The sequence below is a fragment of the Streptomyces sp. FXJ1.172 genome (assembly GCF_001636945.3).
GTDB lineage: Bacteria > Actinomycetota > Actinomycetes > Streptomycetales > Streptomycetaceae > Streptomyces.
On record NZ_CP119133.2, the window covers coordinates 9,196,359 to 9,222,102 of the forward strand.

At 69.7% G+C, this 25,744-nt stretch carries 21 protein-coding genes and 8 pseudogenes; 20 read left to right on the forward strand and 9 right to left on the reverse strand.

Features of this window, described 5'->3' with window-relative positions; all coding sequences use genetic code 11:
- The first annotated feature begins 72 nt into the window (after positions 1-72).
- Positions 73-348 carry a hypothetical protein gene (locus A6P39_RS41555; protein ID WP_234378903.1) on the forward strand — a complete coding sequence of 92 codons (276 nt, stop codon included), beginning with the start codon at positions 73-75 and terminating at the stop codon, positions 346-348.
- Between the two features lie 377 nt (positions 349-725).
- Positions 726-837: pseudogene (locus A6P39_RS41560) on the forward strand (uracil-DNA glycosylase family protein); the annotation flags it as partial.
- A 310-nt stretch (positions 838-1,147) separates the two neighbouring features.
- Here A6P39_RS41560 and A6P39_RS41565 read toward each other — a convergent pair.
- A complete protein-coding gene (locus A6P39_RS41565; protein ID WP_234378896.1) occupies positions 1,148-2,356 on the reverse strand; it encodes a PucR family transcriptional regulator in 1,209 nt (402 codons plus the stop codon).
- Between the two features lie 116 nt (positions 2,357-2,472).
- On the opposite strand from A6P39_RS41565, the gene lysA reads away from it, so the two are divergent.
- The 3 genes from lysA to A6P39_RS41580 all read left to right on the forward strand — a co-directional run bounded on the left by lysA (position 2,473) and on the right by A6P39_RS41580 (position 5,578).
- A complete protein-coding gene (lysA, locus tag A6P39_RS41570) occupies positions 2,473-3,753 on the forward strand; it encodes a diaminopimelate decarboxylase (protein WP_067045736.1) in 1,281 nt (426 codons plus the stop codon).
- A gap of 84 nt (positions 3,754-3,837) precedes the next feature.
- Positions 3,838-5,319 carry an APC family permease gene (locus A6P39_RS41575; RefSeq protein ID WP_067045530.1) on the forward strand — a complete coding sequence of 494 codons (1,482 nt, stop codon included), beginning with the start codon at positions 3,838-3,840 and terminating at the stop codon, positions 5,317-5,319.
- A 109-nt stretch (positions 5,320-5,428) separates the two neighbouring features.
- A complete protein-coding gene (locus A6P39_RS41580; RefSeq protein ID WP_159396037.1) occupies positions 5,429-5,578 on the forward strand; it encodes a hypothetical protein in 150 nt (49 codons plus the stop codon).
- Between the two features lie 916 nt (positions 5,579-6,494).
- Here A6P39_RS41580 and A6P39_RS45705 read toward each other — a convergent pair.
- A pseudogene (locus A6P39_RS45705) lies at positions 6,495-6,887 on the reverse strand (hypothetical protein); the annotation flags it as partial.
- Positions 6,888-7,224: 337 nt separating this feature from the next.
- Here A6P39_RS45705 and A6P39_RS41590 point away from each other — a divergent pair.
- From A6P39_RS41590 to A6P39_RS41605, 4 genes and pseudogenes are all read left to right on the forward strand, one after another.
- On the forward strand, positions 7,225-9,168 hold the full coding sequence (locus tag A6P39_RS41590) for a pentapeptide repeat-containing protein (RefSeq protein ID WP_331454188.1): 1,944 nt from the start codon (positions 7,225-7,227) through the stop codon (positions 9,166-9,168).
- Positions 9,169-9,299: 131 nt separating this feature from the next.
- Entirely contained in the window at positions 9,300-9,710 is a 411-nt protein-coding gene (locus A6P39_RS41595; protein WP_079133358.1) for a GNAT family N-acetyltransferase, read from the forward strand.
- A gap of 93 nt (positions 9,711-9,803) precedes the next feature.
- Positions 9,804-10,088 (forward strand): annotated as a pseudogene (locus tag A6P39_RS41600) (helix-turn-helix domain-containing protein); the annotation flags it as partial.
- A gap of 89 nt (positions 10,089-10,177) precedes the next feature.
- Positions 10,178-10,429 (forward strand): annotated as a pseudogene (locus A6P39_RS41605) (ISNCY family transposase); the annotation flags it as partial.
- Positions 10,430-10,471: 42 nt separating this feature from the next.
- On the opposite strand, the pseudogene tnpA reads toward A6P39_RS41605, so the two are convergent.
- Together tnpA and A6P39_RS41615 are read right to left on the reverse strand one after the other, a co-directional pair.
- Positions 10,472-10,839 (reverse strand): annotated as a pseudogene (gene tnpA / locus A6P39_RS41610) (IS200/IS605 family transposase).
- A gap of 135 nt (positions 10,840-10,974) precedes the next feature.
- Positions 10,975-12,258 carry an MFS transporter gene (locus tag A6P39_RS41615; protein WP_067045519.1) on the reverse strand — a complete coding sequence of 428 codons (1,284 nt, stop codon included), beginning with the start codon at positions 12,256-12,258 and terminating at the stop codon, positions 10,975-10,977.
- A gap of 76 nt (positions 12,259-12,334) precedes the next feature.
- Here A6P39_RS41615 and A6P39_RS41620 point away from each other — a divergent pair, with 76 nt between their 5' ends.
- The 6 genes from A6P39_RS41620 (at position 12,335) to A6P39_RS41645 (ending at position 18,902) form a co-directional block, all read left to right on the forward strand.
- Positions 12,335-12,901, forward strand: a complete 567-nt coding sequence (locus tag A6P39_RS41620) for a TetR-like C-terminal domain-containing protein (RefSeq protein WP_067045516.1) — start codon at positions 12,335-12,337, stop codon at positions 12,899-12,901.
- A 560-nt stretch (positions 12,902-13,461) separates the two neighbouring features.
- Positions 13,462-14,652 (forward strand): helix-turn-helix domain-containing protein, encoded by a 1,191-nt coding sequence (locus A6P39_RS41625; RefSeq protein WP_267893313.1) that lies wholly within the window; start codon positions 13,462-13,464, stop codon positions 14,650-14,652.
- Positions 14,653-14,673: 21 nt separating this feature from the next.
- Complete coding sequence (locus tag A6P39_RS41630) at positions 14,674-15,942, forward strand: hypothetical protein (RefSeq protein ID WP_067045510.1); 1,269 nt, start codon at positions 14,674-14,676, stop codon at positions 15,940-15,942.
- 120 nt (positions 15,943-16,062) lie between these two features.
- Positions 16,063-16,731 carry a DUF4097 family beta strand repeat-containing protein gene (locus A6P39_RS41635; protein ID WP_067045507.1) on the forward strand — a complete coding sequence of 223 codons (669 nt, stop codon included), beginning with the start codon at positions 16,063-16,065 and terminating at the stop codon, positions 16,729-16,731.
- 124 nt (positions 16,732-16,855) lie between these two features.
- Positions 16,856-18,094 (forward strand): serine hydrolase domain-containing protein, encoded by a 1,239-nt coding sequence (locus tag A6P39_RS41640; RefSeq protein WP_067045504.1) that lies wholly within the window; start codon positions 16,856-16,858, stop codon positions 18,092-18,094.
- 673 nt (positions 18,095-18,767) lie between these two features.
- Positions 18,768-18,902, forward strand: a complete 135-nt coding sequence (locus A6P39_RS41645; protein ID WP_267893311.1) for a hypothetical protein — start codon at positions 18,768-18,770, stop codon at positions 18,900-18,902.
- Here A6P39_RS41645 and A6P39_RS41650 read toward each other — a convergent pair.
- Entirely contained in the window at positions 18,899-19,345 is a 447-nt protein-coding gene (locus A6P39_RS41650; RefSeq protein WP_067045501.1) for a MarR family winged helix-turn-helix transcriptional regulator, read from the reverse strand. The two genes, A6P39_RS41645 and A6P39_RS41650, sit on opposite strands and share 4 nt — an antisense overlap.
- An 83-nt stretch (positions 19,346-19,428) precedes the next feature.
- On the opposite strand from A6P39_RS41650, the gene A6P39_RS41655 reads away from it, so the two are divergent.
- On the forward strand, positions 19,429-20,118 hold the full coding sequence (locus tag A6P39_RS41655) for a hemerythrin domain-containing protein (protein WP_079133356.1): 690 nt from the start codon (positions 19,429-19,431) through the stop codon (positions 20,116-20,118).
- A gap of 390 nt (positions 20,119-20,508) precedes the next feature.
- On the opposite strand, the pseudogene A6P39_RS45710 reads toward A6P39_RS41655, so the two are convergent.
- Both A6P39_RS45710 and A6P39_RS41660 read right to left on the reverse strand, forming a co-directional pair.
- A pseudogene (locus A6P39_RS45710) lies at positions 20,509-20,646 on the reverse strand (IS701 family transposase); the annotation flags it as partial.
- 451 nt (positions 20,647-21,097) lie between these two features.
- A complete protein-coding gene (locus A6P39_RS41660) occupies positions 21,098-21,301 on the reverse strand; it encodes a cold-shock protein (RefSeq protein WP_067045496.1) in 204 nt (67 codons plus the stop codon).
- 280 nt (positions 21,302-21,581) lie between these two features.
- Between A6P39_RS41660 and A6P39_RS41665 the strand changes: the two genes are divergently transcribed.
- The 3 genes from A6P39_RS41665 to A6P39_RS41675 all read left to right on the forward strand — a co-directional run bounded on the left by A6P39_RS41665 (position 21,582) and on the right by A6P39_RS41675 (position 22,895).
- Positions 21,582-21,794, forward strand: a complete 213-nt coding sequence (locus A6P39_RS41665; protein ID WP_067045493.1) for a hypothetical protein — start codon at positions 21,582-21,584, stop codon at positions 21,792-21,794.
- A 139-nt stretch (positions 21,795-21,933) separates the two neighbouring features.
- Positions 21,934-22,125, forward strand: a complete 192-nt coding sequence (locus tag A6P39_RS41670; RefSeq protein WP_067045490.1) for a hypothetical protein — start codon at positions 21,934-21,936, stop codon at positions 22,123-22,125.
- A 296-nt stretch (positions 22,126-22,421) separates the two neighbouring features.
- The gene (locus A6P39_RS41675; protein ID WP_067045487.1) at positions 22,422-22,895 is read left to right on the forward strand and encodes a YcxB family protein; all 474 of its coding nucleotides are present in this window, start codon (positions 22,422-22,424) and stop codon (positions 22,893-22,895) included.
- Between the two features lie 80 nt (positions 22,896-22,975).
- Here A6P39_RS41675 and A6P39_RS45715 read toward each other — a convergent pair.
- Positions 22,976-23,784 (reverse strand): annotated as a pseudogene (locus tag A6P39_RS45715) (IS701 family transposase); the annotation flags it as partial.
- A 73-nt stretch (positions 23,785-23,857) separates the two neighbouring features.
- Between A6P39_RS45715 and A6P39_RS41685 the strand changes: the two are divergent.
- Positions 23,858-25,050 (forward strand): IS3 family transposase gene (locus tag A6P39_RS41685; RefSeq protein ID WP_443053040.1). Its coding sequence is split into 2 segments (ribosomal slippage): positions 23,858-24,152 and positions 24,152-25,050, totalling 1,194 coding nucleotides; the frame shifts between segments, so codons are not numbered across the junction.
- 39 nt (positions 25,051-25,089) lie between these two features.
- Here the strand turns inward: A6P39_RS41685 and A6P39_RS41690 are convergent.
- Positions 25,090-25,724: pseudogene (locus A6P39_RS41690) on the reverse strand (IS701 family transposase); the annotation flags it as partial.
- Positions 25,725-25,744: the final 20 nt, after the last annotated feature.

Below are 25,744 nucleotides of genomic sequence, written 5' to 3' on the forward strand. Positions count from 1 at the left end.
CGACGTGCCAGGGGCCGGGCCGCCCGGGGACGATGCCCGGCCCCTGGCGCCCGCACCCGAACAGGGCACAGCGTGACCTCGGTCAGGCCCCCGGGACCTGGATGCCGCGCCAGTTGGGCCGCCTGCCCGCTGTCCGACTGCTCTCTCGCCGTTCAGACACAGCAGGTACTGGCCGCAACCGAGCACCGGACCGATACCGGCGGTCTGCGACGGCTCGTCGACCCGGGCACCCGCGACAGCGAAGCCACCGCGTTGTTGCGGCACCCCGACCTGGTCGGACCCGTCGCCGCCCTGCACCGATCCCAGCTGCCGGAGCTGCTACACGTCGAGGCCGCAGGGACGGCGTGACGCCTTCCACGAAGGCAGATGGTCTGCCGGTCACAGGGACCGCGTGTCGGTCGCCGGAGGGCCGGACTCCTCGTCGTTCTTCCCCTCGTCGCCCTCGGCCTTGGCCCGTACGTCACGTGGGGTAGGGGTCACGATGTTCCGTTCCTCCGCGGACCGCTCTCGTGTCTTTTCGTCTGGCCGGGTGTCACCCCTGCGGTTGCGGTTGGCATTCATGGCAACGTCCTCTCCTCTGTTCCACACGTCCTCTGCTCCAGGCGGCGGGGCGGTGTCCATCCCGCGAGTACCCGGGTGCTCGATAGCCGTAACGGCCTGTGCAGAGTTCAAGGCCAGGAGCAGAAGGGGCGAAAGGCCATGGCGGGAACGACTGCCCGGCCGACCTGCTCATCGGTGAGCAGCCCGGGGACCAGGAGGACCGTCAGGGCCAGCCGTTGGTCGGTCCCGCGGGCAAGGTGCTGAGACGCGCCCTCGCGGATGCGGGCATCGATCCGGAGCGGGGCTGGGAAAACGTGCCCGCGGGGGCCGACCGCCGGGTCACGGGCCGCACCCCGGCCGTTCATGAGGGGACACGCGGCGTGTGCACCAGGTCATCGCTGATCACGCGCACGCTCCGGGTCGCTCGCTGTGCGGATCCTGCTGACTTCCCGTACACCCTCGGGCCTGTGGCTTCGCGCGCTGGAGGGGCCTGGAGAGCACGCCGAGGTGCGACCGCCTCCGGCCGGTCGTGGTGCTGCCGGGCGGGTGCCCTCAACTGGCATGTCGTACGGGCCGGCTTCGGCCGGGAGGCGTTCTGGTTGCCTGCTCAGCCGGGCGCCCGGAGCTGGAGCCAGCAGGAGAGCCGGTCGTCCGGGTGGTCGAGGTCGATGTCGAAGAGTTCCGCGGCCCGGCGCAGCCGGTACTTGAGCGTGTTCGGATGGATCGTCAGCCGCGCGGCGGCCTCGCCGACGTTGCCCACGGCGTCCAGCCAGGCGGTCACCGAGGCCGCGAAGGCGGTGCCCTTGGTACGGTCGTGTTCCAGCATCGCCGCGATGCCTGGATGGCGCAGCTGCGGGCGCCGGGCGAGTTCGTCGGCGACGTGCGCGAGCATCACCCGGGCGTGGGTGTCGCGCAGCGTTGCGAAGACCGGTGCCTCCGGGTCGGACGTGGTGACCCGCAGGACGTCGTCGACCTCCGACCGCAGGTCGGGCAGCTCCTCCGGGGTGGAGGCGATGCGAGAGGCGGCGGCCCGTAGTGGTGGTTCGATGCTGAGGTCGAGTACGACCGCGGCTTGATCTCCCAGTCGCCGGGCGGTCGCGAGGGCGGTGGGCTCGTCGTCCAGCGGCAGCAGCACGTAGACGGTGCGGCCGACGGTCGCGATCGAGGCCTCGGAGTGGACGGCCGACCAGTGCCGGGTGGACACGGCGGCCAGGTGTACCAGAACGTCGCCCCCTGGGGCGTCCGAGCTGCTCAGCGGGGCGAAGCCGAGTAGAGCCAGCGGTCGCTGGCGAGGCAGGCCCAGCTCGAAGCGTACCTCGCGGGCGGTCCGCCGACCGTGCAGTGCGGCGCGCAGCGCCTCCTCACGAGCCTGCAGCTCCAGCTCGGCCGCGCTGCGGCGGCGCAGCATGTGAAGGGCGGCGAGTCGGGCCCCGTCGAGCAAGGCCCGTTCTCCGGCGTCGTCGATCGGACGCTCGCCCTCGATCGCCCAGATGGTGCCCAATGGCCGCCGCCCGGCCCGGATCGCGACCGCCGCGCGGGGCAACTCCTCCTCTGCCAGCACAGGCAGTCGGACCACGCCCGGCGCGGCCAGCACCTCGCGGTACTGCACCAGCTGCTCCGGTTGCTCCGGGACCCGGCGATCCAGGATGCCCTGGCGCCGGACCGTGTCGATCCGCTGGTTGGGCAAAGTCGAATAGGCAAGCACACGGCGATCCAGGTCCTCGATCGCCACGGCTGCACCCGTCGCCGCCCCAACGGCGTCGGCGAGGGCGTACAACTCCTCGCTCGTGCCGCCGCGAATCGGCGGATTCGCCATGCTCACCCCCGAATCTTAAGCGAAATCGCCAATGACTGTGGATGCCGGGGGGCTGAACATAAGGCGAGCACCTCGGGGGAGTGACACAGGCACGCAAGCACGGCGAGGAGTGGCTGATGGCAGCGACGCAGGCAGCGCGGGAGTTGGTCGGGCTCTTCCCGCCGGGGACCGGTGTGGACCACTCCGGCGCGCTGGTGCTGGGCGGCGTTCCCGTCTCTGAACTCGCCGAGGCCTACGGCACCCCCGCCCTGGTCGTCGACGAGGCCGCGATCCGAGCCCGGGCCCGCCGATACGCCGACGGGCTCGCCGCCCGCTGGCCGAACTCTCGGGCGACCTTCGCCTCCAAGGCCTTCCCCTGCACCGCGGTCTACCGGCTGCTCGCCGAGGAGGGACTGGGCATCGACGTCGCGGGCGGCGGTGAACTCACCCTGGCACTGGCGGCAGGCGCGGACCCGGCCGGGCTGGTCGTGCACGGCAACGCCAAAACCGACGAGGAGTTGCGCCTCGCCGTCGAGGCCGGGGCCGGGACCGTCGTCATCGACAACTTCGACGACATCGACAACCTGGAGCGGATCCTCGCCACCACCCGGGGCGAACAAGGCGTGCTGGTCCGGGTGACCCCCGGCATCCGCCCCGACACCCACGAGGCGGTCTCCACCGGCCAGAGCGGCTCCAAGTTCGGCCTGCCGGTCCCACAAGCCCGAGAAGCGATCGCCAGGCTGCGCGGCAGCGAACGGCTGCGCCTGGACGGCGTCCACGTCCATGTCGGCTCACAGATCCTGGACACCGAGCCGTTCGTCCGTGCGGTCGAGGCGGTCGCGGACCTCGGTGAGTTCGCCGTCTACGACCTCGGCGGCGGCCTCGGCTCCCGGTACACCTACGCCGACCGGCCCCCGACCGTGGAGGAGTACCTCGACGCCGTGATCGACGTCGCCAAGCGGCTGCTCCCCGCCGACGCCCGCATCCTGATCGAGCCGGGCCGTTCCATGGTCGCCGAGGCCGGCGTCTCGCTGTACCGCGTCGTCTCGGTCAAGCGCGGCGACGGCCACACCTTCGTCGCTGTCGACGGTGGCATGGGGGACAACCTGGAGGTCTCGCTCTACCAGCAGCGTTTCGAGGCGGCCATCGCCACCCGGCCAACCGGACAGGGCGAGCCATGCCGGCTGGTCGGCCGCCACTGCGAGTCAGGCGACACCCTCAGCGCCGGCGTCCCGCTCCAGGATCCGCGCAGGGGAGACCTGATCGCGGTGCCGGTCACCGGCGCCTACACCTACGCGCTCAGCAACAACTACAACGGTGCCTGCCGACCGCCCGTCGTCTTCGTCCGCGGCGGCGCGCACCGCGCGGTCGTCCGCCGCGAGACCTACGACGACCTGATGCGGCGCGATCTGCCATGAAGCAGTAGCCACCAAGAGACTCGTCCCCCGTACCCACGTCCGGGGGATACCCCGACCTGCCCTGCATCGAAAGGCCACCCCGCCATGCCCCCGAACGATGTGAGAACCCGTCAGCAGCTGCTGCGCCGCAAGCCGGTCTCGGCCTTCCTGGCCGATGCCGAGGCAGGCGCCGAGCAGGGCGAAGCCCATGGCAGCGGGCTGCACCGGACCGTAGGCAGCTTCCAGCTCACGATGATCGGCGTCGGGGCGACCATTGGCACCGGGATCTTCTTCACCCTCAGCACCGCCGTGCCACAGGCGGGACCGGCGGTGATGCTCTCTTTCGTGATCGGCGCGATCACGGCCGCACTGACCGCCCTCTGCTACGCCGAACTCACCTCGGCGGTGCCGGTCTCCGGCTCGTCCTACTCCTACGCCTACGCCACGCTGGGCGAGCTGGCGGCCTGGGTGGTCGGCTCCTGCCTGCTGCTGGAGTACGCCGTCTCCGGCGCGGCCATCGCGGTCAGCTGGGGCCAGTACCTCAATGACCTGACGCAGCGCCTGTTCGGCTTCACCATGCCGGCGGCGATCGCCGCGCCACCCGGGGACGGTGGCCACGTCAACTTGCCGGGCGTGGCCCTGGTCGTGCTCTGCTGCCTGCTGCTGATGCGCGGCGCCAAGGAATCGGCCCTGGTCAACACCGCCATGGTGCTGATCAAACTGGGTGTGCTCCTACTCTTCATCGTCATCGGCATCACCGGTTTCCACTCCGCCAACCTGCGCCCCTTCGCCCCGCTCGGGTTCGCCGGAATCAGTGCGGCGGCCTCCTCGGTCTTCTTCTCCTTCATCGGCCTGGATGCCGTGTCCACGGCCGGTGAGGAGGTCAAGAACCCGCAGAAGACGCTGCCGCGGGCCATCATCAGCGCGCTGCTGGTGGTCACGGCCTTCTACTGCCTGGTGGCCATGGTCGGCGTCGGCGCGCAGAAGTGGACTCTCTTCAACGGCCAGGACGCTGGCCTTTCCGCGATCCTGCAGCGTGTCACCGGTCAGAGCTGGCCCGGTGCGATCCTCTCAGCGGGCGCGGTGATCTCCATCGTCAGCGTCACCCTGGTCGTCATCTACGGTCAGACCCGCATCCTTTACTCGATGGGCCGCGACGGCATGCTCCCACCGGTCTTCCACAGGGTGAGTGCGCGCAGCGGCACGCCCGTCGTCAACACTCTGATCGTCGGCGCCTTCATAGCACTGCTCGCCGCCTTCGTGCCGCTGGACTGGCTGGCCAACCTCACCAGCATGGGCACCCTGGTCGCCTTCGCCGTTGTTTCGGTCGGTGTGATCGTGCTCCGGGTACGTGAGCCCGAACTGACCCGCGGCTTCAAGGTTCCCGGGTACCCGGTGGTTCCCGCTCTGTCGGTGCTCTTCTGCGGCTACCTGATCTGGAACCTCCCCGCTGACACCTTCGTGCTCTTCGCCGGCTGGCTGCTGCTGGCTCTGGTCGTCTACCTCGGCTACAGCCGCCGGCACTCACGGCTGGCCGCGAACGAGGCGGCCGCCGTGCGGTCCGCCGCACCCCGAAGCCGCACCTGACGATCAAGCACCTGGAGCCGAACTTCACCCAACTGTTCCGTAGGGCCGCCCACTCCGACCCCGATGGCCCGCAGGGCACCGGCTACCACGGCCACGTGCGGGCGTGCGGATGAAGAACACCGTCCCGCCGTCGATCGCACTGCCGGCGTTCGCCGCCGTCCAGATCGGGCTGGTGCTCACGGCCGAACCGGCGCTGCGGCGGCTGGCCTCTCATTGCTTCTGGCGGCAGACGCCTGCCACCTCAACCACGTGGTCATGACGCTCTACCTGTGACACATGGTGCCGGAGACCGTGATGGCCGGCATCGCTCCACCCCGCAGGGGTGTTGCCACAGCCGACGATCGGGTCGGTGCAGTGGTGGGCCCTGCGCGCCGCCTGGATCGCTCTCCTGACGGCAGTACAGGTGCCGCTCGCCGCGATCGTGATGTGGGAGCAGCGGCCGCATTGGCTTCCGTCGACGGGCCTGGGAGCTGGTGGAGGGTGGTCGCCGGCGTTCGTGCTGTGCAGCCTCGGTGCTGCCGTGGTGGCGCTCGTTCGTCCCGCCGTCGGCGGGTTCGCGCCGGGCGGGCCCTTGCCGTGGCCGGTGCTCGCGATCCATACCTGCGGCCTTCTCGCAGCTTCGCTCTCCGGCCGCCCGCCATCCCACGGCTTTCCCCAGAGCTGGCGAAGAGGAACAGATCGCGGGCGGCGGTGAACGCAGTGCCAGGAGATGGCTGCATGCTTCGGCCTGGACCCGGTGCCAGGCAGGATGGAAACACTGCGGTCGAAGGCGAAGCGGCTGGTGGCTCGAGGCTGGCTCGTCGAGTCGGCGCCGGAACGGTTGACTCTCGCGAAGGGCGTGACCGGGCAAGGCGGCGGGTCATGAGCATCGTCATCGACCAGCAGACCATCGCCTCCGCGCTGCTGGTGGATCGCTCGAAGGCGCGCAGGGGACGGCGACTTTGCATCAGGTGGGCGAAGAACCGCTCGACGATCCAGCGCTTGGGCAGCACGACGAAGCCGCATGTCGTTGCTGCGCTTGACGATCGCCAGCACCGGGGTGAGGGCGGCGAGGCCATGCTCGACGAGGCTGCCGGTGTGGCCGCCGTCGGCCCAGACCAGGGCCGGAAGGTGGTGCGCGGCGGTGACTGGGCGAGAAGGACCTGGACGGCGGCGCGGTCGCCGACATCGGCCGCGGTGACCGTCACCGTGAGCAACAGGCCGAGGGTGTCGACCACGACGTGCCGCATGCGCCCGTTGATCAGCTTGCCGCCGTCGAAGCCGCGGCTGCCGGATCCGACGACGGCGTCTGCCTTGACCGACTGGGGGTCGATCACGCCCGCGCTCGGCTCCGAATCCCGCCCAGCCCGCTCGCGGACCCTGCGGCGGAGCCGGTCGCGGAACTCCCGGATCACACCGTGGTCACGCCAGCGTCGGAAGAACGCGTGGACCCGGTCCCACGGCGGCCTGGTGCTCGGCGGCGCACTGTTCGCGGCGGCCGCCGCGATGGGCCTGCGCCTGCGCCGGGCGGTGGCCGCCGACGCTGGGGCCACTACACCGTGGCGGAGCTTGCCCGGCTCGATGACCACGGCCTGGCGGTGGCGGCCACCAGATGCTGCAGCGCGACAACGGGACTGGGCGCTGGTCTCGCGGCGGGCTGAGGTGCTATTGCCGCCTGGTCGAACCAGGCCCGAGACTCACCGAGTTCTGCACCCGCGCCCGGACACCGTCCCATTCCAATCCGAGAGGAACTGACCTAGCCCGACTATGCGTCCAGCCTGAACGAGACCCGGAAACAGCAAAGGACAGCGGAGCCGCCACGCCATGAGCACACCCTCGGCCCCCGTTCCCCCGCCACCGTCCTGGCCGCACTGCGCACACGGCGCGGCCCCCGCCGCCGATCCCGTCGGCTGCCGCGGCATCCATGTGCCCGGCCGCACCGCATGCCTTGCCCACCTGTCCGACACCGAGCGTGACACCTACCTGGCTGGACTCACACCCGGCGCCGACATCGACCACCGCGGCACCCCTTTCACCGAAGATCTGCTAGGCCAGCTCCTAAGTGCGCTCCGCGACCCCACTACCGGAAAACCCCATGTGGCCACCGCCAAGTTGGACGAGGCGCAGTTCTCCGAGGCTGCCAGGTTCGGCGGGGCGCACTTCTCCGGCTGCGCCGAGTTTCGAGGAGCCCAGTTTTCCGGCCCCGCCTGGTTCGGCGGGGTGCACTTCTCGGGCGACGCCGGATTCGACGGAGCCCAGTTCTTAGGCCCCGCCTGGTTTCGCGGAGCGCGGTTCTTTGGTGACGCCCGGTTCGGCGGAGCACGGTTCTCCGGTGACGCCAAGTTGGTCGAGGCGCAGTTCTCCGGCCATGCCGGGTTCGGCGGGGCGCACTTCTCCGGCATCGCTGGCTTCGACAACGTGCGGTTCTCTGGTGACGCCGGGTTCCGTGGGGCTCAGTTCTTGGGTCCCGCCTGGTTTCGCGGGGCGCGTATCTCCGGTGACGCCGAGTTCCGTGGGGCTCAGTTCTCCGGTGACGTCGGGTTCCGTGATGCCCAGTTCTCCGGCCACGCCTGGTTCAGCAGAGCACAGTTCTCCGGCACCGCCGGGTTCGACGGCGTGCGGTTCTCCGGCGACGCCGGGTTTCGCGGGACCCAGTTCTGCGGCACCGCCGGATTCGACGGGGCCCAGTTCTCCGGCCACGCCGGCTTCGGGAAGGCGCGGTTCGCGGTGGCTTCGGGATTGGGGCCGCTCGTGTGCGCGGGAGAGGTGAATCTGTCTGGTGCTGTGTTTGAGGTGCCGGTGACGCTGGAGATTGCGGCGCGTGGAGTGCGCTGCGAGCGGACTCGGTGGGAGTCGACCGCGACGGTACGCCTTCGCTACGCGGTGACACACCTCGGGCATGCGGTGCTGTCGGCGCCTGTAGCGGTCACCGCCCACCCGGCCCCATTCACCTCCAGTCGCGGGAACACCGTGGACGAGAGCCTGCTGTCAGGCTGCCGCGACCGGGTACAGGTTGTCTCGGTGCAGGGAGTGGATGCCGCCCATTTGGTCCTGACCGACACCGACCTGACCGACTGCCTGTTCTCCGGAGCCTTCCACCTTGACCAGATCAGCCTGGAAGGCCGCACCACCTTCGCGCCCACGCCGACCGGCTGGCACCGCCGCGGGATACGACTGACGCGATGGACACGCCGACGCGCCCTGGCCGAGGAACATCATTGGCGCGCGCAGACCGCCGACCGGCCCGCACCATCTCCAGGCCACACCCTCTCGTCCCGCCAGTGGCGTCCCGGCCCAAACCACCCCGACCGCGGCTTCACCCCCGACCCCGAGGACGTCGCCGCCCTGTACCGGCAGCTCCGCAAAGCCTTCGAGGACGGCAAGAACGAACCCGGCGCCGCCGACTTCTATTACGGCGAGTGCGAGATGCGCCGCCACGACCGCACCGGCACCCCGAAGGGTGAACGCCGCTTGCTATGGGGCTACTGGCTGCTGTCGGGGTACGGCTTGCGCGCCTCCCGCGCCTTCACCTGGCTGCTCGCCGCGATGTCGCTGACCGTGCTGCTCCTCATGAGCGTCGGCCTGCCCACCCATGACCCCGACCCCGCCACCACCGGGACCCTCCACGGCAGCAAGATCAACCTCAGCACCAGCACCCCCGACCCCGCCCTGCACGGCACATGGTCACAGCGCATAACCTGGGGCCGCGCAGAGAAAGCGACCCGCGTCGCCGTGAACTCCGTGGTCTTTCGCTCCTCCGGGCAAAACCTCACCACCGCCGGCACCTACGTCGAAATGACCTCCCGCCTCCTGGAACCCACCCTCCTCGCTCTCGGCGCCCTGGCCATCCGCGGTCGCATCAAACGCTGACGCACCCCACCCCGAGCCGTTCAGCAAACTGAACAGTCAGAGCTACGGCCGCGCACTGCCGGTCAGGACGTACGCGATGCCCAAGGGTGTCCCGATATTGGGCAGGCCGCCGCAGGAGGACAATCGCGCTCATGGCCGACGTCGTCCTCTTCGATCCTGCTCACCTCTCTGGAGTCCTCGACCTGTGTCGTAGTGAGGGGTGGTCCACCTTCTCTGCCAACCCCGAGCGGGCCAAGGCCAGCCTGACGGCACCGGGCGTGGTCGCGCTCGTCGCGGTTGAAGGCACACGAGTTGTCGGCTTTGCGCAAGCCCTGACCGATGGTGTCGCACAGGCACACCTGTCACTGCTTGCCACGGCTCACGATCGCCGTCGCGAAGGTATCGGCCGCTGTCTGGTTCAGGAGACTCTTCGCCGCTGCGGAGCCATGCGCATGGACCTGGTCACGGACACCGCAGAAGAGTTCTACGCCGCACTCCCACACCGCAGGTTTCACGGCTTTCGCATCTACGGAGACGTTCAACCGTCCGGTGGGACTTCGTGAGCGGTAGGCCAGGGGAAGGCATTGGAGAGGCTTCGGCTGGTAGATCTGCCTGATGGGATCTCATAGTCGCCATGCTGCGGGATGATCTCGATCGTGACTGGTGTGATCATGGCGTCGGAGTCGTCCTGGATAGCCCCGTTCACCGGGCTGAACCCGCGCTGCTTCGACAAGTTGGTGAGCATGGTGCGCCGTGAAGGCGCGGACGCGGTCCGAAGAGGACGGCCGTGGAGTCTACCGTTGGAGGACCGGGTGCTGCTGGTCGCGGCCTACTGGCGTACCAACTTGACGCTGCGTCAGCTCGTCCCGCTGTTCGGCATCTCGAAGCCGGCCGCGAACAGGATCATCGACCAGCTGGGCCCCATGCTCGCGCTCTGTCCGGCTCTGGGTTGTCCTCCGGGGAGAGCTGGTGAGGGCCGGGCCCATGGCCGCGACAGTGGAGGCGGGTCGTCGCGACCAGGAGTGGGACGTTGTTACGTGTCTCGGGAGTGCAGGACGCCTGGTGGGAGATGTTGCCGGAGCAGGCGCGGCAGTTACCTGCCGAACTGGGCATGGTCGATGCGTTCTTGGACGACGAGCGGTTCATCGCCCCGTGGCGGGCGGTGTTCGCCGAGCGGCTGGGGCGGCCGTCGGTGCCAGTGGAGACGCTGCTGCGCATGCTCTGTCTCAAGCACCGTCACCAGCTGGGTTACCGGGACTCTTGCAGAAGGCCCCGGTCTTCACGCCGGGGATGAATGCATCTCAAGGCTGCTCTGACGTGCACGTTAGAGCGGACGTTTTTGCTGTTCGATGTAGTGGCGGACGATTGCCAAGGGTGCTCCGCCGCACGACGCAGAGAAATACGAGGGCGACCACAGGTGTCCGTGCATGGTGGCGCGGTTGATCCGGCCGGTGAACTCCTGCCGTATCCGGCGGGCGGATACACCCTTGAGGCTGTTGACCAGCTTCGGGACGGCGACCTTGCGCGGGTGGTGCACCGGGAGGTGGACATGATCGCGTTCGCCGTTGAACTCCTTCAGTTCCGCTTCGAAGTCCTCGCACACCTTGCGCATGATCTCTTCGCAGCGTGTCAGCATCTCGTCGTTGAACACCCCGCGCCGGTACTCGTCACGAAGACCAAGTGCACATGCATCGCCGAAACAACGTGTCTGCCACGCCTGTAATCGTTCGGCCGGGCTGGGACCGGGCGGACGGCAGCCGAGCGTCCGACGCACCGCGGTCGCCGCGGCCTCGAGCGGGCCGTGGCGACCGGTTCCCGGGCGGTTCCTCACACCTGGGGAACGCCTCCGGTGGCGGGGGTGCGGGTCGCGCGCAGGTGCTGGGCGAGCAGGGCGAGGGCGCAGAGGGCGGCGACCGTCGCCGCGTAGGTGACGAACGTGTCCTGCAGTCCGGCGTGCGTGGCGGCGATGCCGGCGATCACGGCCGGGATGCTGAAGGCCAGGTAGGAGATGACGAAGGCAACGGAGAGCAGCTCGCTGCGTTCGGCGGGGCGGGCTATCCGGGCCAGGGTGCCGAAGCTGGCGAGGGCGGAGCCGCCGAAGCCGACGCCTGCGATCGCGGTTCCGAGGGCGGCCGCGGTCAGGGAGTGCTCCTCCACACCGGTCAGGGCGACGGCCGTGCCGACGAGGAGCAGGGTCGCGCTGACGGCGAGGGTCCGTCCGACGGGCCAGCCGCGCAGGGCGAGGGCGGTGAGGAAGGCCGGGCCGGTGAGCAGGGTGACCACGAGTCCGCCGACGACGTGGCTGGAGAGACCGAACAGGCCGACGGCGACGGACGGGCCGAGCGAGAGGTAGAGGCCGCCGAGCGCCCAGCTCGCGATGAGGATCGGGACCAGGCTCAGCAAGTCGGCCCGCAGGTGGGGGGCGACCCTCAGGCGGGGCTGGAGCGAGCGGGCGGCGCCCGGGCGGCGCAGCGAGGTCTCGGGCAGGGCCGACAGGAGGGCGCCGGCCACCACGAGGGCGAGGAGCAGCAGCATGTAGACGAGGCGGGTGGGGTGCGGCCCGTACTCGATGAGGAGCCCGCATCCGAGCGAGCCCAGTCCGAGTCCCAGGGTGGGCGCGGTGCCCGTGACGAGGCCAGCCCGGTGCGGGGCGTGCGCGGGGTTGAGGTCGGACAGTGCGGCGCCGAGCGTGGTCATGGCGGCCCCGGTGGCGATGCCCTGGATGAAGCGTGCCGTCAGCAGCAGGCCGACGTTGCCCGCGGTGAGGAACAGGACCATCGAGACCGCTTCGAGGGCGATCGCGGAGAGCAGGACCGGACGGCGGCCGAGGTGGTCGGAGAGGGCGCCGAGGATGAGCAGCGCCCCGATCATGCCGAGCACGTAGACGGCGAAGACCGTGGTAAGGGTGGTGGCGGAGAAGTGCCATTCCTGCTGGTAGACGACATAGAGCGGGGAGGGTGCGCTGGAGGCGGCCATGAACAGCACGAAGACGACCGCGAGGGAGGCGAAGGCGACGGGACGGCTCAGCCGTCGTCGCCTCTCCTCCGGTGGTGCCGCCCGGTCGGTGGGCGGCAGGGAGGGCTGGAGCTTGGACGGGGCGGGACCGGACACGACGCGACTCCAAAAGCAGTGATCGATGCGTTTAGGACGCTACCACTAACGCAACGATCGGTGCGATAATTTCCCCATGGCTGACTCGTTGACCCAGGTACGTCCCGGCGGCCGCTCCGCGAAGGTGCGGGCGGCCGTCCATCGCGCCGTCGCAGAACTCCTCGCCGAGGAGGAAGCGGAGACACTGACCCTGCCCGCCGTGGCCGCGCGCGCCGGCGTGCACCCCACCACCCTGTACCGGCGCTGGGGGTCCACCGCCCAGCTACTCAACGACGTCGCCACCAGCCGCTTCACCGACGACCTGGTCGTTCCCGATTCCGGCTCCCTCGCCGGCGACCTCGAGCGCTGGCTCGCCGACGTGGCCACCGACGTCGCCGACCCGGACACGCTTGCCCTCATGCGGGCGACGATCGGCTCCGGCCCGGCAGGCGGCTGCGCCTGCGTCGAGGACCGCCACCGCCAGCTCGGCGCGATCATCCGGCGCGAACAGGACCGCGGGGGGACGGCACTCGACGTGGAGACCGCGGCGGACTTCCTCCTCGGCCCGCTCTACTACCGCGCCATTTTCACCCCCGAGCCCGCCTCCGCCGACTGGGCCCGCACACTGGTGTCCACCTATCTGGCGACGCTCCGGACGCCCTGAGCCGCACACGGATCGCGGGGGCGCGGCGTGGCACACGCACATGCAGGTGCCGGTGATGACGGCGCCAGGCCCACCGCGGCGGCGACCACCCAGGCGGTGCGGCCCGTCGTGCCCGAGCGCCTCTCTTAGGGCTTGTGCGGGTCCAGGATCGAGGTGCGGTTGACGGCCTTGACCAGGAGTTCGTCCAGGCTCTGGGCACGGGCGAAGTGTCGCACTGTCGAGTGGTCCAGCCGCGGATCGCGGCCAGTGCCTCGTCGAGGTGGACGGCGGGGCCTGTTGCCCCGTCCGCTGTGGTGCAGGCCGCAGTGAAGAGGCCCCGGCCCACGCGGGGATCGTTCCTTGGAGATGCCGGCCAACTCGTGGGGTCATTCCCGCCCACACAGGGAGCGTTCACCGGCTGTCTCTCTGGCCGGTCCGCAAGGAAGTTGCCCCCACCCCAACAGGGGGAGTCGGCCCTCATCGGCCCCGGCATACTTCACTGTCTTCGGTGATCGACAGATGAACCAAGAGATAGGGGGAGGCAAGGGTGAGCGAGGAGTTGGCGGGCAGCCTTCGGGCAGCTGCGCGACCGGACCGGGCGGAGCCTGCGCGAACTGGCGCAGGAGATCAATGTCAGCAGCTCCTCGCTGTCGCGCTACTTCTCCGGCCAGGCCGTCGCGCCGTGGCCGGTGGTGGTGGCGCTGTGCAGGGTCGCCGGACGGGACCCCAGGCCGCTGGGCGAGATGTGGGAGCGGGCCAAGGACGCGCCCCGGGCCGACGGCGCCGCAACCCCGGTTCCGGCGGTACGCAACGACCTGCCGCACGACATCACCGCGTTCACCGGGCGCCGCGACGAGCTGGCCGAACTCCTCGCCGCCGCGCGGGAGGCGACGGTGGTGGCGATCGACGGCATGGGAGGGGTGGGTAAGTCCGCGCTGGCCGTGCACGCCGCGCACCTGCTGACCGCCGACTTCCCCGGCGGCCAGCTCTATCTGGACCTGCACGGCTTCACCCCGGGCCGGGAACCGGTCGAGCCCGCGGAGGCGCTGCGTGTGCTGCTGGCCGCACTCGGGCTCCCGCCCGGCGGGATTCCCGAAGGGGTTGCCGAACGGGCCGCACTGTGGCGGTCCGAGCTCGCCACACGGCGCGCGATCGTCGTGCTGGACAACGCCGTCGACGCCGACCACGTACGCGACCTGCTCCCCGGCGCCGGCCGGAGCTTCGCCGTGATCACCAGCCGCCGCAGGATGGTGCACCTGGACGGCGCCCGGCCGCTGTCCCTCGACGTCCTGCCGCCCCAGGAGGCGGCGCGGCTGTTCGTCGCGTCCGCGGGCGGAACCCGGCCCGGTGACGTCGGCGAGGTGCTGCGCCGCTGCGGAAACCTTCCGCTGGCCATCCGGGTGGCCGCGGCGCGGTTGCGGCACCGGCCCTCATGGACCCTCGACACTCTGGTGGAGCGGCTGCGCGAGGGCGAGCTGGCCGTCGCGGACGTCTTCGGGATGTCGCTGCGTCAGCTCGACGCCGCCCAGCGGCGGATGTTCGGGTTGCTGGGGCTGGTGCCTGGCGACGACATCGACGCCTACGGCGCTGCCGCTCTGGCCGGGATCCCGCTGGCCAACGCCCGCGCCCTGCTGGAGGACCTGGTGGATGTCCATCTGCTCCAGGAGCCGGCGGCCGGCCGCTACCGGATGCACGACCTGCTGCGGCAGGCCGCCCGCGCCGAGGCGGCCGCGGCCGATCCCGTGCCGGCGATCGCCGGTCTGGGCGACTAGTACCTGAGCGGCCTGCTCGCTGTGAAGCAGCGGGTCGAGGTGCTCATCCTGCTGCCGGTCGTCGTCGAGCAGCCGCCCCCCGCGCTTCCCGACCTTTCCGTCTACGACACAGCCGTCGACTGGATGAACGCCGAGTGGGCCAACCTCACGGCTGCCTTCGCGCTCGCGGTGGAACTGCGTATCGACGCGCTCGCGGTCGGACTCGGGCAGCTCGCCCTGCTCTCCGAAGCCCGGCGCGGCGGAGTGGCACGCCTGATCCGGGGACTTGAGGCCAGCTTGCCCGCCGCGGAACGGCTCGGCGACCGCCGTATGCTCGCCTCGCACCGGTACCTGCTGGGGGCCGCGCTGATGCGCGTCGGCCGGATGGGCGAGGCGGTACCCCAGCTGGAGGCGGCCCGCGCGCTGATGGCCGCGGAGGGCGATCTCGACCGACGCCGCGGCGCGGCACTTGCGGGCGGCGCTGGAGATCGCCACCGCCAACGGCATCGACTACCTGGTACCGGAGGCGCGTTCGACCCTGGCCCAGTTGTCCCGTCCCTGAACCAGGTGTCCCGTCCCGTCCCGGGACACCTGCACCACGACCGTCCGGGGGGGGAGCGACGACGCAGGTCAGCCGGGTCTCGGTGGGATGTCCCGCGTCCCGGGCAGCAGGGAATGAGTGGTCGGGGACGGGCCGCGGCGGTGAGGCTTCCCCCCATGGACACCAGGCCATCTCTGCTCACTGAACTGGACGCGCTGCCCACCCGCTGGGACGTGCACGGGACGCTCGCTGCGCCCGTTGAAGCGGTCGCCGCTCTCCTGCTCGCCGTCGCCGAGGGGCGGGTGGGCGATGACAACCTGCTGATCCTGGCCAGAGCCTCGGCAGCGCAGCGGGGGGCGATGACCGTCGTAGCCGCGCCCGGCGCCGACGCCTACCGCGCGGAGCTTGCCGGGCCGGTGGAGCCGGTGGAGATCCAGGTGGACCGGGCCCACGCAAGAGTGGCGGTGCAGAGCTGGTACGCCGGAGTCCACCACGCCACCGCCTGCCCCGCGGGCACCCGGGTGACCCATCGCGTCGTGCGGGTTCTTCCCGGGCATCCGGGCTTTGCGGCCGGGATCGCCGAGATCGGTCTGTACGCCCGCATGGCACGCGACCTGAGGCAGGTACTGGAGGTGATCGCCGACCGGCTCGGCTGCCCCCAACCGGGTCCTACCCACCAGGGCCGAATCACCCGCGGGCGCGATCCCCTCGACCGGCCCGACCTGAACGAAGCACACCTCTCCATGCCAGCGGACACGTCAGCACGGTGACCCCTGGCGTCAGCGCAACCTTCGACCCTGGCTTCACCGCTCAGACCACCGACCGCATCAACCTCGACAAGGTCCGTCCACCAGCACGGATCCGTGACGAACCGTCAGGAGAGCACCGTCATGCCAACGTTCACCACCCCCGTCTCGATCACCGCCGTCCTTGCCGTACCCGCCGGCAACGTCCGGTTCACGGCCACCGACCGCGCCGACACCGCAGTGGAGATCGCCCCCGCGGACTCCACCAAGAGCCGCGACGTCAAAGCGGCAGAGCAGACCACGGTCGACTGCACCGACGGCGTCCTTCGGATCCAGGGCCCGGCCAAGAACCAGTACTTCGGGCCCACCGGTGCCATCGAGGCGACCGTCCAGCTGCCCGCCGGATCCCATGTCGAGGTGAAGGCGGCCAGCGTCGAACTGCGGGCTGTCGGCCGGTTCGGCAACGTAACCGTCGCCGGCGAGCACGGCTCGATCGACCTCGATGAGGCCGCCAGCGCACGCCTGACCACGGTTGCCGGTGATGTAACGGTCGGCCGCGTCACCGGCCCTGCCGAGATCCGCACCAGCAAGGGTGACATCAGCATCACCGAGGCCGTCCGCGGCTCCGTCACGCTGCGCACCGACGCCGGCAACATCTCGGTCGGCGCCGCCGCCGGCGTGTCGGCCTCCCTGGACGCCGGCACCTCCCACGGCCGGATCCGCAACTCCCTCAAGTCTGCCGGAGGCGGCGCTGACCAGCTCGTCATCCACGCCACCACCTCCGACGGCGACATCACCGCCCACAGCCTCTGACCAGCACCGACCGACCGGCTCGGCCGTCGGTAATCCGATCCCCGAAACAAGGCCGCCTCGCCCGAGGACGAGCCCCTCGGGCGAGGCGGCCCATATCCGTCCGTTCCCTCAAAGGAGCACCACCATGTCCACAACCCTGACCGGCCGGCGCAGCGGCTTCTCCCAGACAGGGCTGAGCAGACTGCACGACATGCTCGCGCGGCACGTCGAGTCCGGGAAGATCCCAGGGCTGGTCGCCCTGGTCAGCCGGGGCGACCAGACACATGTGGAGGCGATCGGGACGATGCGCCATGACGGCGGCGCGCCGATGCGCCGGGACACGATCTTCCGGATGGCCTCCGTCTCCAAGCCGGTCACGATGGCGGCGGCGATGGTCCTGCTGGACGAATGCAGGCTGCGGCTCGACGACCCGATAGATCAGTGGCTGCCCGAACTCGCCGACCGTCAGGTGTTGAAGCGGGCCGACGGCCCGCTGGAAGACACCGTGCCCGCGCAGCGGCCCATCACCGTGCGCGACGTGCTGACCTCCACGTTCGGGCTCGGCGTCGACCTGACGTTGATGGGCTCCCCGATCATGACCGCCGTCCTTGAGCGGTCCAACTACGACCCCGATGCGGGGCCGGCGCCCGAGCCGGATGAGTGGATGCGCCGCCTCGGCGAGCTGCCGCTGTCGTACCAGCCCGGACAGCGGTGGCAGTACGACCTGGCAAGCGACCTGCTCGGCGTGCTCGTCGCGAGGGTCACGGGCCGGCCGTTCGAGTCGTTCCTGCGCGAGCGAGTCCTCGAACCGCTGGGGATGAAGGACACCGGCTTCCACGTGCCCGCCGACAAGATCGACAGGCTGCCGCCTGTCTACTTCCCCGAGGCGACCGGGGGGTTCCAGGTGTGGGACGAGGCTGAGGGAGGACGGTGGAGCCGACCGCCGGCGTTCCCCTCAGGCGGCGGCGGGCTGGTCTCCACCGTGGACGACTACCACGCCTACCTCCGGATGCTGCTCGACCACGGCACGCACGAGGGCGAGCGGATCCTGTCCCGGCCCGCGGTGGAGCTGATGACCACCAACCGCCTCACACCCGAGCAGAACGCCGCCCGCACCGCCCTGGCCCGTGACAACGTCCATCTGAGCTTCGGCCAGGGACAGCACGGCGGTTGGGGTTTCGGGATGGCCGTGCGCGCCTACCGCAGCGACTACGCACCCCTCGGCCAGTTCGGCTGGGATGGCGGAACCGGCACCACGGCATACGCCGACCCGCACAACCAACTCACAGGAGTCTTGCTCACCCAGGTCGGGCTGTCCACCCCGGACCCGGCACGGCTCATTCACGACTTCTGGACCACCGTCTACCAGGCAATCGACGACTGACACCGGGCCCGCCGCCCTCGAATTGGATCAGACAACAAGTAAACCCCAGGCCGCTGACCTGGGGTTTCTCTCTGGAGCGGGTGACGAGAATCGAACTCGCGCCCTCAGCTTGGGAAGCTGCGAGCATTGGGAAGCGGTTCGGGCGCTGAACTGGGTGAACGGGCGGTTCGTGACCGTGTCAGGCTGGGCCTCCTTCACCGTGGTTCCCCGCTGCTCCCCGCTCGATCTGGTGCGGTTGTGGTGCGACGTGCTCAACGACGGAAGCCGGGCGTCGGCTCGATGACGTCGGCCCAGAAACGATCGCTCCACGGGTTGCCTTCCAGCCCGAGGCGTGCCGCGACGACGTCATCGGGAAATGTGCCCGAGCTACCGTGACGGCTTCGTCGGGCCGCCACAGGAAGTCGCACTCGGCGCACAACAGGAAGGACGTCCGGCCTTGAAACGGTACGGGCGGCCCCAGTCCTGTTCACAGCGGGGGCAGGGGAGTTGGGCTGGCATGACCCGCTGGGGCCTGAGCGTCGACGCCGGCGAACAGGCCGCGCTCGCGGAGTTCCTCAGCAGCTGCCCGGACGTTCCCGTCACCGTGACCCGGGCCCGCTGACCTCCGGCCTGCCCCCGGCCCCTCCGTCCGCGCCGGGCGCTGGACGCCCTGTGCTCAGGGGCGATCGTGCAGATGCGCGTCGGTACAACCGAGGGCCAGGGCGAGGTGATCGACGCGAAGGCACTGCCACGGATCCTCGACGCGATCGCCGCCCGCGGCTACCGCGTCATCGCCCTTCGCACCCTCCTCGCCGAGGTGTCTCGCTAGCGCTTGCCTGCTTCTCCTTCGTGGCGGTCGAGTTCGGCCAGCAGGCGCCGCAGCGATGTCCTGGTGGCGTGGATCTCCTCGTCGGGGATCGCCGCGAAGAGGGTGCGGTGCAGTTGTTCGGCCCTGGCGGTGACGCGGGCGAGTGACTCCCTGCCGCGGGGCGTGAGGGTGAGCAGGGGGGAGCCGCGGTGGTCCGGGTTGGGCTCGTAGGAGGCGAGCCGGAAGGACACGAGGTCGTTGGCGACGCGCTGGACGTTCTGGCGGCTGACGCCGAGGCGGCGTGCGGCCTGGGGGACGGTGAGCGGGTCTTCGGAGGCGGCGCTGAGGACCTGCCATCGGGCCTGGGTGAGGCCTTCCGCTGCGGCGGTCTGCTCACCTAGCCGGCGCAGGGCGCCGGCTGCCTCGAAGACGTCGGCGATCAGCAGGGCTGCCTCGTCCGGCATCGCACACTCCTTCACTTGACAACATGTTGCTAGAAAGACAATGTGTTGTCATCGTACTGGATCGGCCACCCGAAGGACAGACCATGCCCAAGATCGACCTCTACCGGAACGTCCACATGGGACAGCGTGCGCGGCTGTTCACCCTCGCCACCGAACTCGGCGCCGCGGACATCACTCACAGCGGCGCCGCCGCCGAGCAGGCGGAGCGCTGCCTGGCCATGACCCAGGAATTGCGTGAGCACGCCGACCACGAGGACACCTTCATCCACCAGCTCCTGCGTGAGCGCGCCCCCGAGGCAGCCGACGCACTGGACGCCGAGCACATACGCCTCGACGCCGCCTTCACCACACTCGACGAGCAGGCACGCTCGCTCCCTGGCACCCCCGCTGATGCCCTGCCGGAGGCCCAGCACGCCCTCTACCTCGCCTTGAACGAAGTCATCAGCGCCTACCTCGCGCACCTTCACCTTGAGGAGACAGTCGCCATGCCGGCACTGTGGCAGTACGCCGGCGACACGGAGCTGGACGCCGTCCTCGCCGCCTTCCGTGGCTCCCGCACCCCCGAGGAGGCTCTGACCGACCTTCGCCGGATGCTTCCCGCTCTGCCGCCAGCCGTGCGGGCAGCGATCGCGCGGGGGGTCGTCGAGGCGGTACCGGGCCAGGAGGCCGGCCTCCTGGCCGCGGCCACCACCACCCTCAGCCTCGGCCAGCGCCAGCGGCTGTACGAGGACCTTGGCGTGCCGGAGGCCTGGGCGCTCCAGGTCCAGCCCTGACGTGCGGCTCGCCGTCACGCCACTTTGCGGCGGACACTCACGGAAAGCGTCCGTGCTCTGACCGGCGCAGTCCACGACCCGTGCGGCGGGTGGGCCAGTGCCGGACGATGCCACCGCCATGGTCCTGGACTGGCACGGTTGCTCCGGCCACCGTCACAGACCCGCCAGCGCCGTCACCCGGCGGGCTCGGTTGACTGCCTGGGCCGCCGCTGCAGCTTCCGGACCACCGTCCTCGTCGGTACGGCCTGCGCCCGCTGCGCGACGCGGCGGGCGCCGACGACGGCGAGGACGACGAGCGGCGAGCGAATCGGATGCACAAACCGGGCTGTCACGGGGGCAGCCGTCGGCAAGAGTTTCACCCGTTTACCTGACGTTTTGCGATACCGGACCCGGTGACGGCCAGCGGCCTCGGCCGGGATGCCGCAGCCCACGCACGTATACCTGGCCCCACCGCCGCTGGTCAGCGCGGAAGAACCCGTCGAACAACGCCGCCGTGAACGCCTCCAGGTCCTCCCGGACCTCGACCATCTCCCCAGCTGTCACACCACCCCAACGACACCAGCCGCCCAACAGAGAATCTCTGACTCAGGTCACTAGTGTCCGTTCGTCAGCATGCAGCAGTCAGAGCGGGGGAGAGCGGTATGCCCAGCAGGGAGCGAGGTCGTCCGCTGGAGACGTGGTCGCCCCCGTCCCCGTCGGGGACGACCACACAGCAACATCAATGTCTGGGCTGCGGGGGCACGAAGGGAGGCCGCATGCCCGAGTGGACCGACCCGCGGCACGCGGATCTGGTCGTGCGAGGAAGCGCACGCAGCAGCCGGACTCGCGTGACCCGGAAGAGCCCAGGCCAGCGAGGGGCTTCATCGTCCGGAGCGAGGGCTGACAGGAAGGGCGGCCCCGGCAGGCGCAACCGGCGGACGGGAACGAAGAAGCCCCAGCCGGGATGTACCCATCGGCTGGGGCCCTCTTGCGTGTGGCGTTACAGGGGGCGGATGTTCTCTGCCTGCGGGCCCTTCTGGCCCTGCGTAACGTCGAACTCGACCTTCTGGCCCTCCTGCAGCTCGCGGAAGCCCTGGGCGACGATGTTCGAGTAGTGGGCGAAGACGTCGGGGCCGCCACCCTCCTGCTCGATGAAGCCGAAGCCCTTTTCCGCGTTGAACCACTTCACAGTGCCCTTGGCCATGTGCCTGTCTCCTTCGAGGGGACTCGTATCGGGTCCCGCACCGTGCGGGTCCCTGAGGTGATCGCCCTGGTCCGGAGAGGCGTTGAACAGCAAAAACGCCCGCGATGCGATCACGGGCGAACGGGACTTCGGAACCACGACTGCTGATTACGACGCTACACCAGCTGGTGTAGCTCGGCCACAAGACACCACGACGACAACGCGACCCCCGTGGGGCAACCGCCGCACTGACAGCCGTCCCCCGAATGCGCCTCACCTGCCGTTGGGCGAGGCTGAGGCTATGGCTGAGCGTCGCGTGATCGTGTTCCCGCCCGGAGAGGGTGGCGGCCGTCGCATCCAGGTCGGCAGCGAGACGCTGGGAACCGCATACAGCCTGCATGACCTGAGCGTGTTCCTGGAGCGTGCCGGCCTGGAGGGGGTGGATGTGGTGGACCTGGTGAACTCGCCGCTGATCGAGTGGCACGGTGGCGGCCCGGAGGTATGGGAGCGCTGAACGCCCGTCGGTGGGCTGGCGACCGTCGTCACCTGTTCGACGCACAGCGGTCGCTGACGCACGCGGTTTCGCGTTCGCTGGGAGCGAGCCCGGCATGCGACCGGAGCTCGCCCCCCCATCAAGCCAAGGAGACACAGCCATGGACCAAGGCAAGATCCATGAGTGGAATGCGGACCCGGGCGAGGGAAGCATCAAGAACGACCAAGGTGGTCCCGTGCTGTACTTCACGGTAGACGACCTCGTGATCGACCCCGACGAGATCCATCCCGGGGACACCGTCTCGTTCCAGATCCAAGGACCGGGACGCGCGGCCAAGGTCAACAAGGCCTGAGTCTCGACAGCAGCGCGCGTCAGGCAGGCACCACCCGAAGGTGAACGGGTGGTGTCTGCGTGGGTTTCTGGGCCGTGCAGATCGGCCGCGGCCTGGTCGTGGAGGAGCTAGGCACCTCCAGCAAGCCCGCTGAGTGATAGCCCCTATCCCTGCCGTGCCGCACCCGTGCCAACAGGCTGTGTAGTCGCTGGTCACGGGCAGCGAACTGCATCCCCTATGCGATTAGAGGGTGCGAGTATCGATCGGTCCCCCTGGCTGAGATGATGCGCTGCCGAGTGATCAACTGGGGAGGGCTCATGAACGTCACTACCACCTACGAGCAGAACGTCGACGAGAGCTACAGAGGCCTCAAGGCCGGCATGCGGTCCAGACGCCGCTTGTGGTGGACGTGCTGCACGGTTGTGCTGATCGGCGGCATAGGCGAGATCGCGCTGGGACAGACGCTCTTCGGTGCTGCCGCAGTCACATTCGGCGTCCTCTTTTCCCTGCAGTTCACCCTGCGTGCGAAGCGGTCCATCGCGAAGGCCCAGGTCCGAGCTCCCGGACCGATGGAGGTGGACTTCACCGAGGACAAGGCCGTCTTCAGGAAGCCGGGCAGTACCTCAGAGGTGGCGTGGCTTCGCTTCGCCAAGCTGGCGGAAACTTCGGAGTTCTTCCTTCTCTACCTCACGAAGCGGATGGTTGTCCCAGTTCCGAAGCGCGCGTTCAAGCCGGCCGAGGCCGCAGAAGTGAGTGCTTTTCTGTCAGCGATGCCCAACTACACCGGTTGAGCAGTAATAGGCCATGTGCTATGCGGTTGGGGGCACTGGTCGGGTGTAGCCGTTCGCCTCACTGCCGTACCCCCGCGCCGCTACTGGTAGTTCGTCAAATCCGGAGGTAGAGGCCAATGCCGTGTCCGTTGGCGACCGCGTCGATCAGGGCCTGGAGTTCGGAGTGTGGGTCGGTGTCCGTCCAGGCTGCCACCATCGGTTGAGGGTGACGGCTGGAGTGAGCCAGGAACGGATGGCCCGTAAGGCCCTGGGCCAGCAAGGCTGTTGGGGCTGGTGGGGTAAGACTGGGCCCCCTCTCTGGCCCCTCGTCGGGGCACGGGTCGGGCGCGGTGGCGTCCAGGGGTCCGGGTGGGGCGAACCATTGGCCCCAGCAGAAGGAGAAGGCGCAGTTGACCAGGGTTTGGTGGCGGCGGATGGCTCGGTCGGAACGGACTTGGACGTCGGCTCAGCCGAGTTCGTCCTTGATGTGTTTGTAGCTCTGCTCGATCCATGACCGCAAGCCGTAGAGGCGGATGATCTCGGCGAGGTCGGCCGGCGGGCGGGGGCTGGTGGTGGCGTGGGGTGCGTCGGGGTGGGGCAGGCTGGTGGCCAGGTACCAGGTGGCCTTCTCCGGCAGGCCGACCGGGTCGGTGGTGGCCACGACCAGCCGGCAGGGTGAGTCGGGTCCGTAGCCGCCCAGGCGGGCATCGGCGGCCCACCAGGTCTCGGTGTGCCCGTCGCGGAAGTGACGCTCCACAGCCGTCCAGTCGCCAGGACGCCTGGCATCCTTCCAGGCCAGGGCGTGGGCGGCTTCGATGGGAGTGTGCGGCTGGTCGGCCCGGGCCCAGGTGCCGCGGTGCGGCTTGAGCGCGACCACGTAGGCCAGGCCGGCCTCACGCAGCGCGAGGTACTGAGCTGACCCCGGATTCGTGGAGTCCCTGAAGCCAGGCTTATGATCCTGGCCCGAAGGAGAACCACGAGCAGTGCCAGCACCACGCAAATACCCGGACGAGCTCCGTGAGCGGGCTGTCCGCGAGGTCCGCACCACGGGCCGGCCGATCGCCCACGTCGCCAGGGATCTGGGCATCCACAAGGAGGCCCTGCGCGGCTGGGTCCGCCAGGCCGAGGCGGACGCCGGCGAACGCGGCGACCGGCTGACCACCGCCGAGCACGAAGAGCTGAAGCAACTCCGCAAAGAAGTAGCGGAGTTGAGGCGGGCGAATGAGATCCTCAAAGCCGCGAGCGCGTTTTTTGCAGCCGAACTCGACCGTCCCCGGACGAGGCCGACCAGGTGATCGAGCACCTCAAGCACAAGGGTCTCGGGGTCGGGTTCGCCTGCCGGGTGCTGGGGCTGTCGGAGTCGGCGTACTACGCGCGCAAGAAGCGGCCGAAGTCGGCCCGCCGGCTGCGTGACGAGCAGCTCATGCCGCTGATCGAACAGGTCCATGCCGAGTCCGGCGGCACCTATGGTGTCCGCCGGATCACCCGCGCGCTGCGGCGCAAGGGCCTCCTCGTGGCCCGCTGCACCGTCGAGCGGCTGATGCGTGACCTGGGCCTGGAGGGCGTCATTCGCGGTCAGCGCCGGCGGACCACAGTCCCCGAGCCGTCGGCTCCCAGACTGCCGGACCTGGTCGACCGCGAATTCACCGCCTCCCGTCCCGACCAGCTTTGGGTGGCGGACATGACGTATGTCCGCACCTGGTCCGGATGGGCGTACGTGGCGTTCGTCCTGGACGTGTACTCGCGGATGATCGTCGGCTGGCAGGTCGCGAACCACATGCGGACCGAACTCCCGCTGGACGCCCTGGAGATGGCCCTGTGGAGACGCCGGATCAAGAGGGACTCTGGGCTGATCCATCACAGCGACAGAGGGTCGCAATATGTGTCGATTCGCTACACCGACCGGCTCGCCGAGGTCGGGGCCGCCGCGTCCGTCGGTTCGGTCGCGGACTCGTATGACAACGCGATGGCCGAGGCGCTGAACGGCACCTTCAAGGCCGAGCTGATCGAGATGCAAGGACCGTGGCGGGACGTCGACCAGGTCGAGCGAGCGATCTTCCAGTGGGTCACCTGGTACAACGAGGAACGGCTTCACTCCGCCCTCGACTACGTACCGCCCGCCGAGTACGAACGCGACTGGTGGCGACAACAGGAAGTCACCCAGCAGCCCGCCTGAAACAAGATCACCGGACTCTACGAAACCCGGGTCAGCTCAGTACCAGTCGTCGCTCACGGAGTAGGCGCAGTCGGCGACCACCGCCCGGCAGCCGAAGCCCGCTTCCTTCCCCCGAACCGCGAGAGCAGCGGCCAGCTGCGGTTTCGTACGGAAGGCCGGGTCCAAGCGGCCGCGGGCGAAGTGATGGGCCGGGGTGTAGGGAGTCGCGTGCAGCGGGTAGTACACGCGGCCGTCGGTCCACACCGTGGTCACCGTGACGACGCCGTTGTCCGTCATTCCCAGGCGGCCCAGCCACTGCCGGCCCACGTGCGCGGTCGCCGTCCGTCCTTGCGGTCTCCGGAGTCGTCGATCACGATGACCCCGCCGTCGTGCGGAGCCGTCGCCGGCTCCTCACGCAGCAGCTCGAGCCTCCGGTCGTTGACCTGCTCGACCTCCCAGGGCGACTCGGACAGGAAGAACTGCAGCCGCTGCACCCCCGGCATCCCCGCACCCGCCACCGGCTCCGCCCCCGCCAGGCAGGTGATCGTCTTGTTCCGCTCCCGCGGCGCCAACAGCCCAGTCAGATACTCGCGAAAGCCCCGCCGCTGGGCCAGGCTGAAGAAGAGGTCGTCGAACCGGGCCGCGTAATCCTCCAACGGCCCCGGCGCAGACGGACACGGACGGCGAGCAGCCATCTTCAGCCCCCAGCAAGGCA

Bases quoted from the DNA above. Each gene is read 5' to 3' on its own strand.
- A6P39_RS41565 (WP_234378896.1), bottom strand. From the start codon at position 2,356: ATGGCGAATCCGCCGATTCGCGGCGGCACGAGCGAGGAGTTGTACGCC.
- lysA (WP_067045736.1), top strand. From the start codon at position 2,473: ATGGCAGCGACGCAGGCAGCGCGGGAGTTGGTCGGGCTCTTCCCGCCG.
- A6P39_RS41575 (WP_067045530.1), top strand. From the start codon at position 3,838: ATGCCCCCGAACGATGTGAGAACCCGTCAGCAGCTGCTGCGCCGCAAG.
- A6P39_RS41580 (WP_159396037.1), top strand. From the start codon at position 5,429: ATGAAGAACACCGTCCCGCCGTCGATCGCACTGCCGGCGTTCGCCGCC.
- A6P39_RS41595 (WP_079133358.1), top strand. From the start codon at position 9,300: ATGGCCGACGTCGTCCTCTTCGATCCTGCTCACCTCTCTGGAGTCCTC.
- A6P39_RS41620 (WP_067045516.1), top strand. From the start codon at position 12,335: ATGGCTGACTCGTTGACCCAGGTACGTCCCGGCGGCCGCTCCGCGAAG.
- A6P39_RS41635 (WP_067045507.1), top strand. From the start codon at position 16,063: ATGCCAACGTTCACCACCCCCGTCTCGATCACCGCCGTCCTTGCCGTA.
- A6P39_RS41640 (WP_067045504.1), top strand. From the start codon at position 16,856: ATGTCCACAACCCTGACCGGCCGGCGCAGCGGCTTCTCCCAGACAGGG.
- A6P39_RS41645 (WP_267893311.1), top strand. From the start codon at position 18,768: ATGCGCGTCGGTACAACCGAGGGCCAGGGCGAGGTGATCGACGCGAAG.
- A6P39_RS41650 (WP_067045501.1), bottom strand. From the start codon at position 19,345: ATGCCGGACGAGGCAGCCCTGCTGATCGCCGACGTCTTCGAGGCAGCC.
- A6P39_RS41655 (WP_079133356.1), top strand. From the start codon at position 19,429: ATGCCCAAGATCGACCTCTACCGGAACGTCCACATGGGACAGCGTGCG.
- A6P39_RS41660 (WP_067045496.1), bottom strand. From the start codon at position 21,301: ATGGCCAAGGGCACTGTGAAGTGGTTCAACGCGGAAAAGGGCTTCGGC.
- A6P39_RS41665 (WP_067045493.1), top strand. From the start codon at position 21,582: ATGGCTGAGCGTCGCGTGATCGTGTTCCCGCCCGGAGAGGGTGGCGGC.
- A6P39_RS41670 (WP_067045490.1), top strand. From the start codon at position 21,934: ATGGACCAAGGCAAGATCCATGAGTGGAATGCGGACCCGGGCGAGGGA.
- A6P39_RS41675 (WP_067045487.1), top strand. From the start codon at position 22,422: ATGAACGTCACTACCACCTACGAGCAGAACGTCGACGAGAGCTACAGA.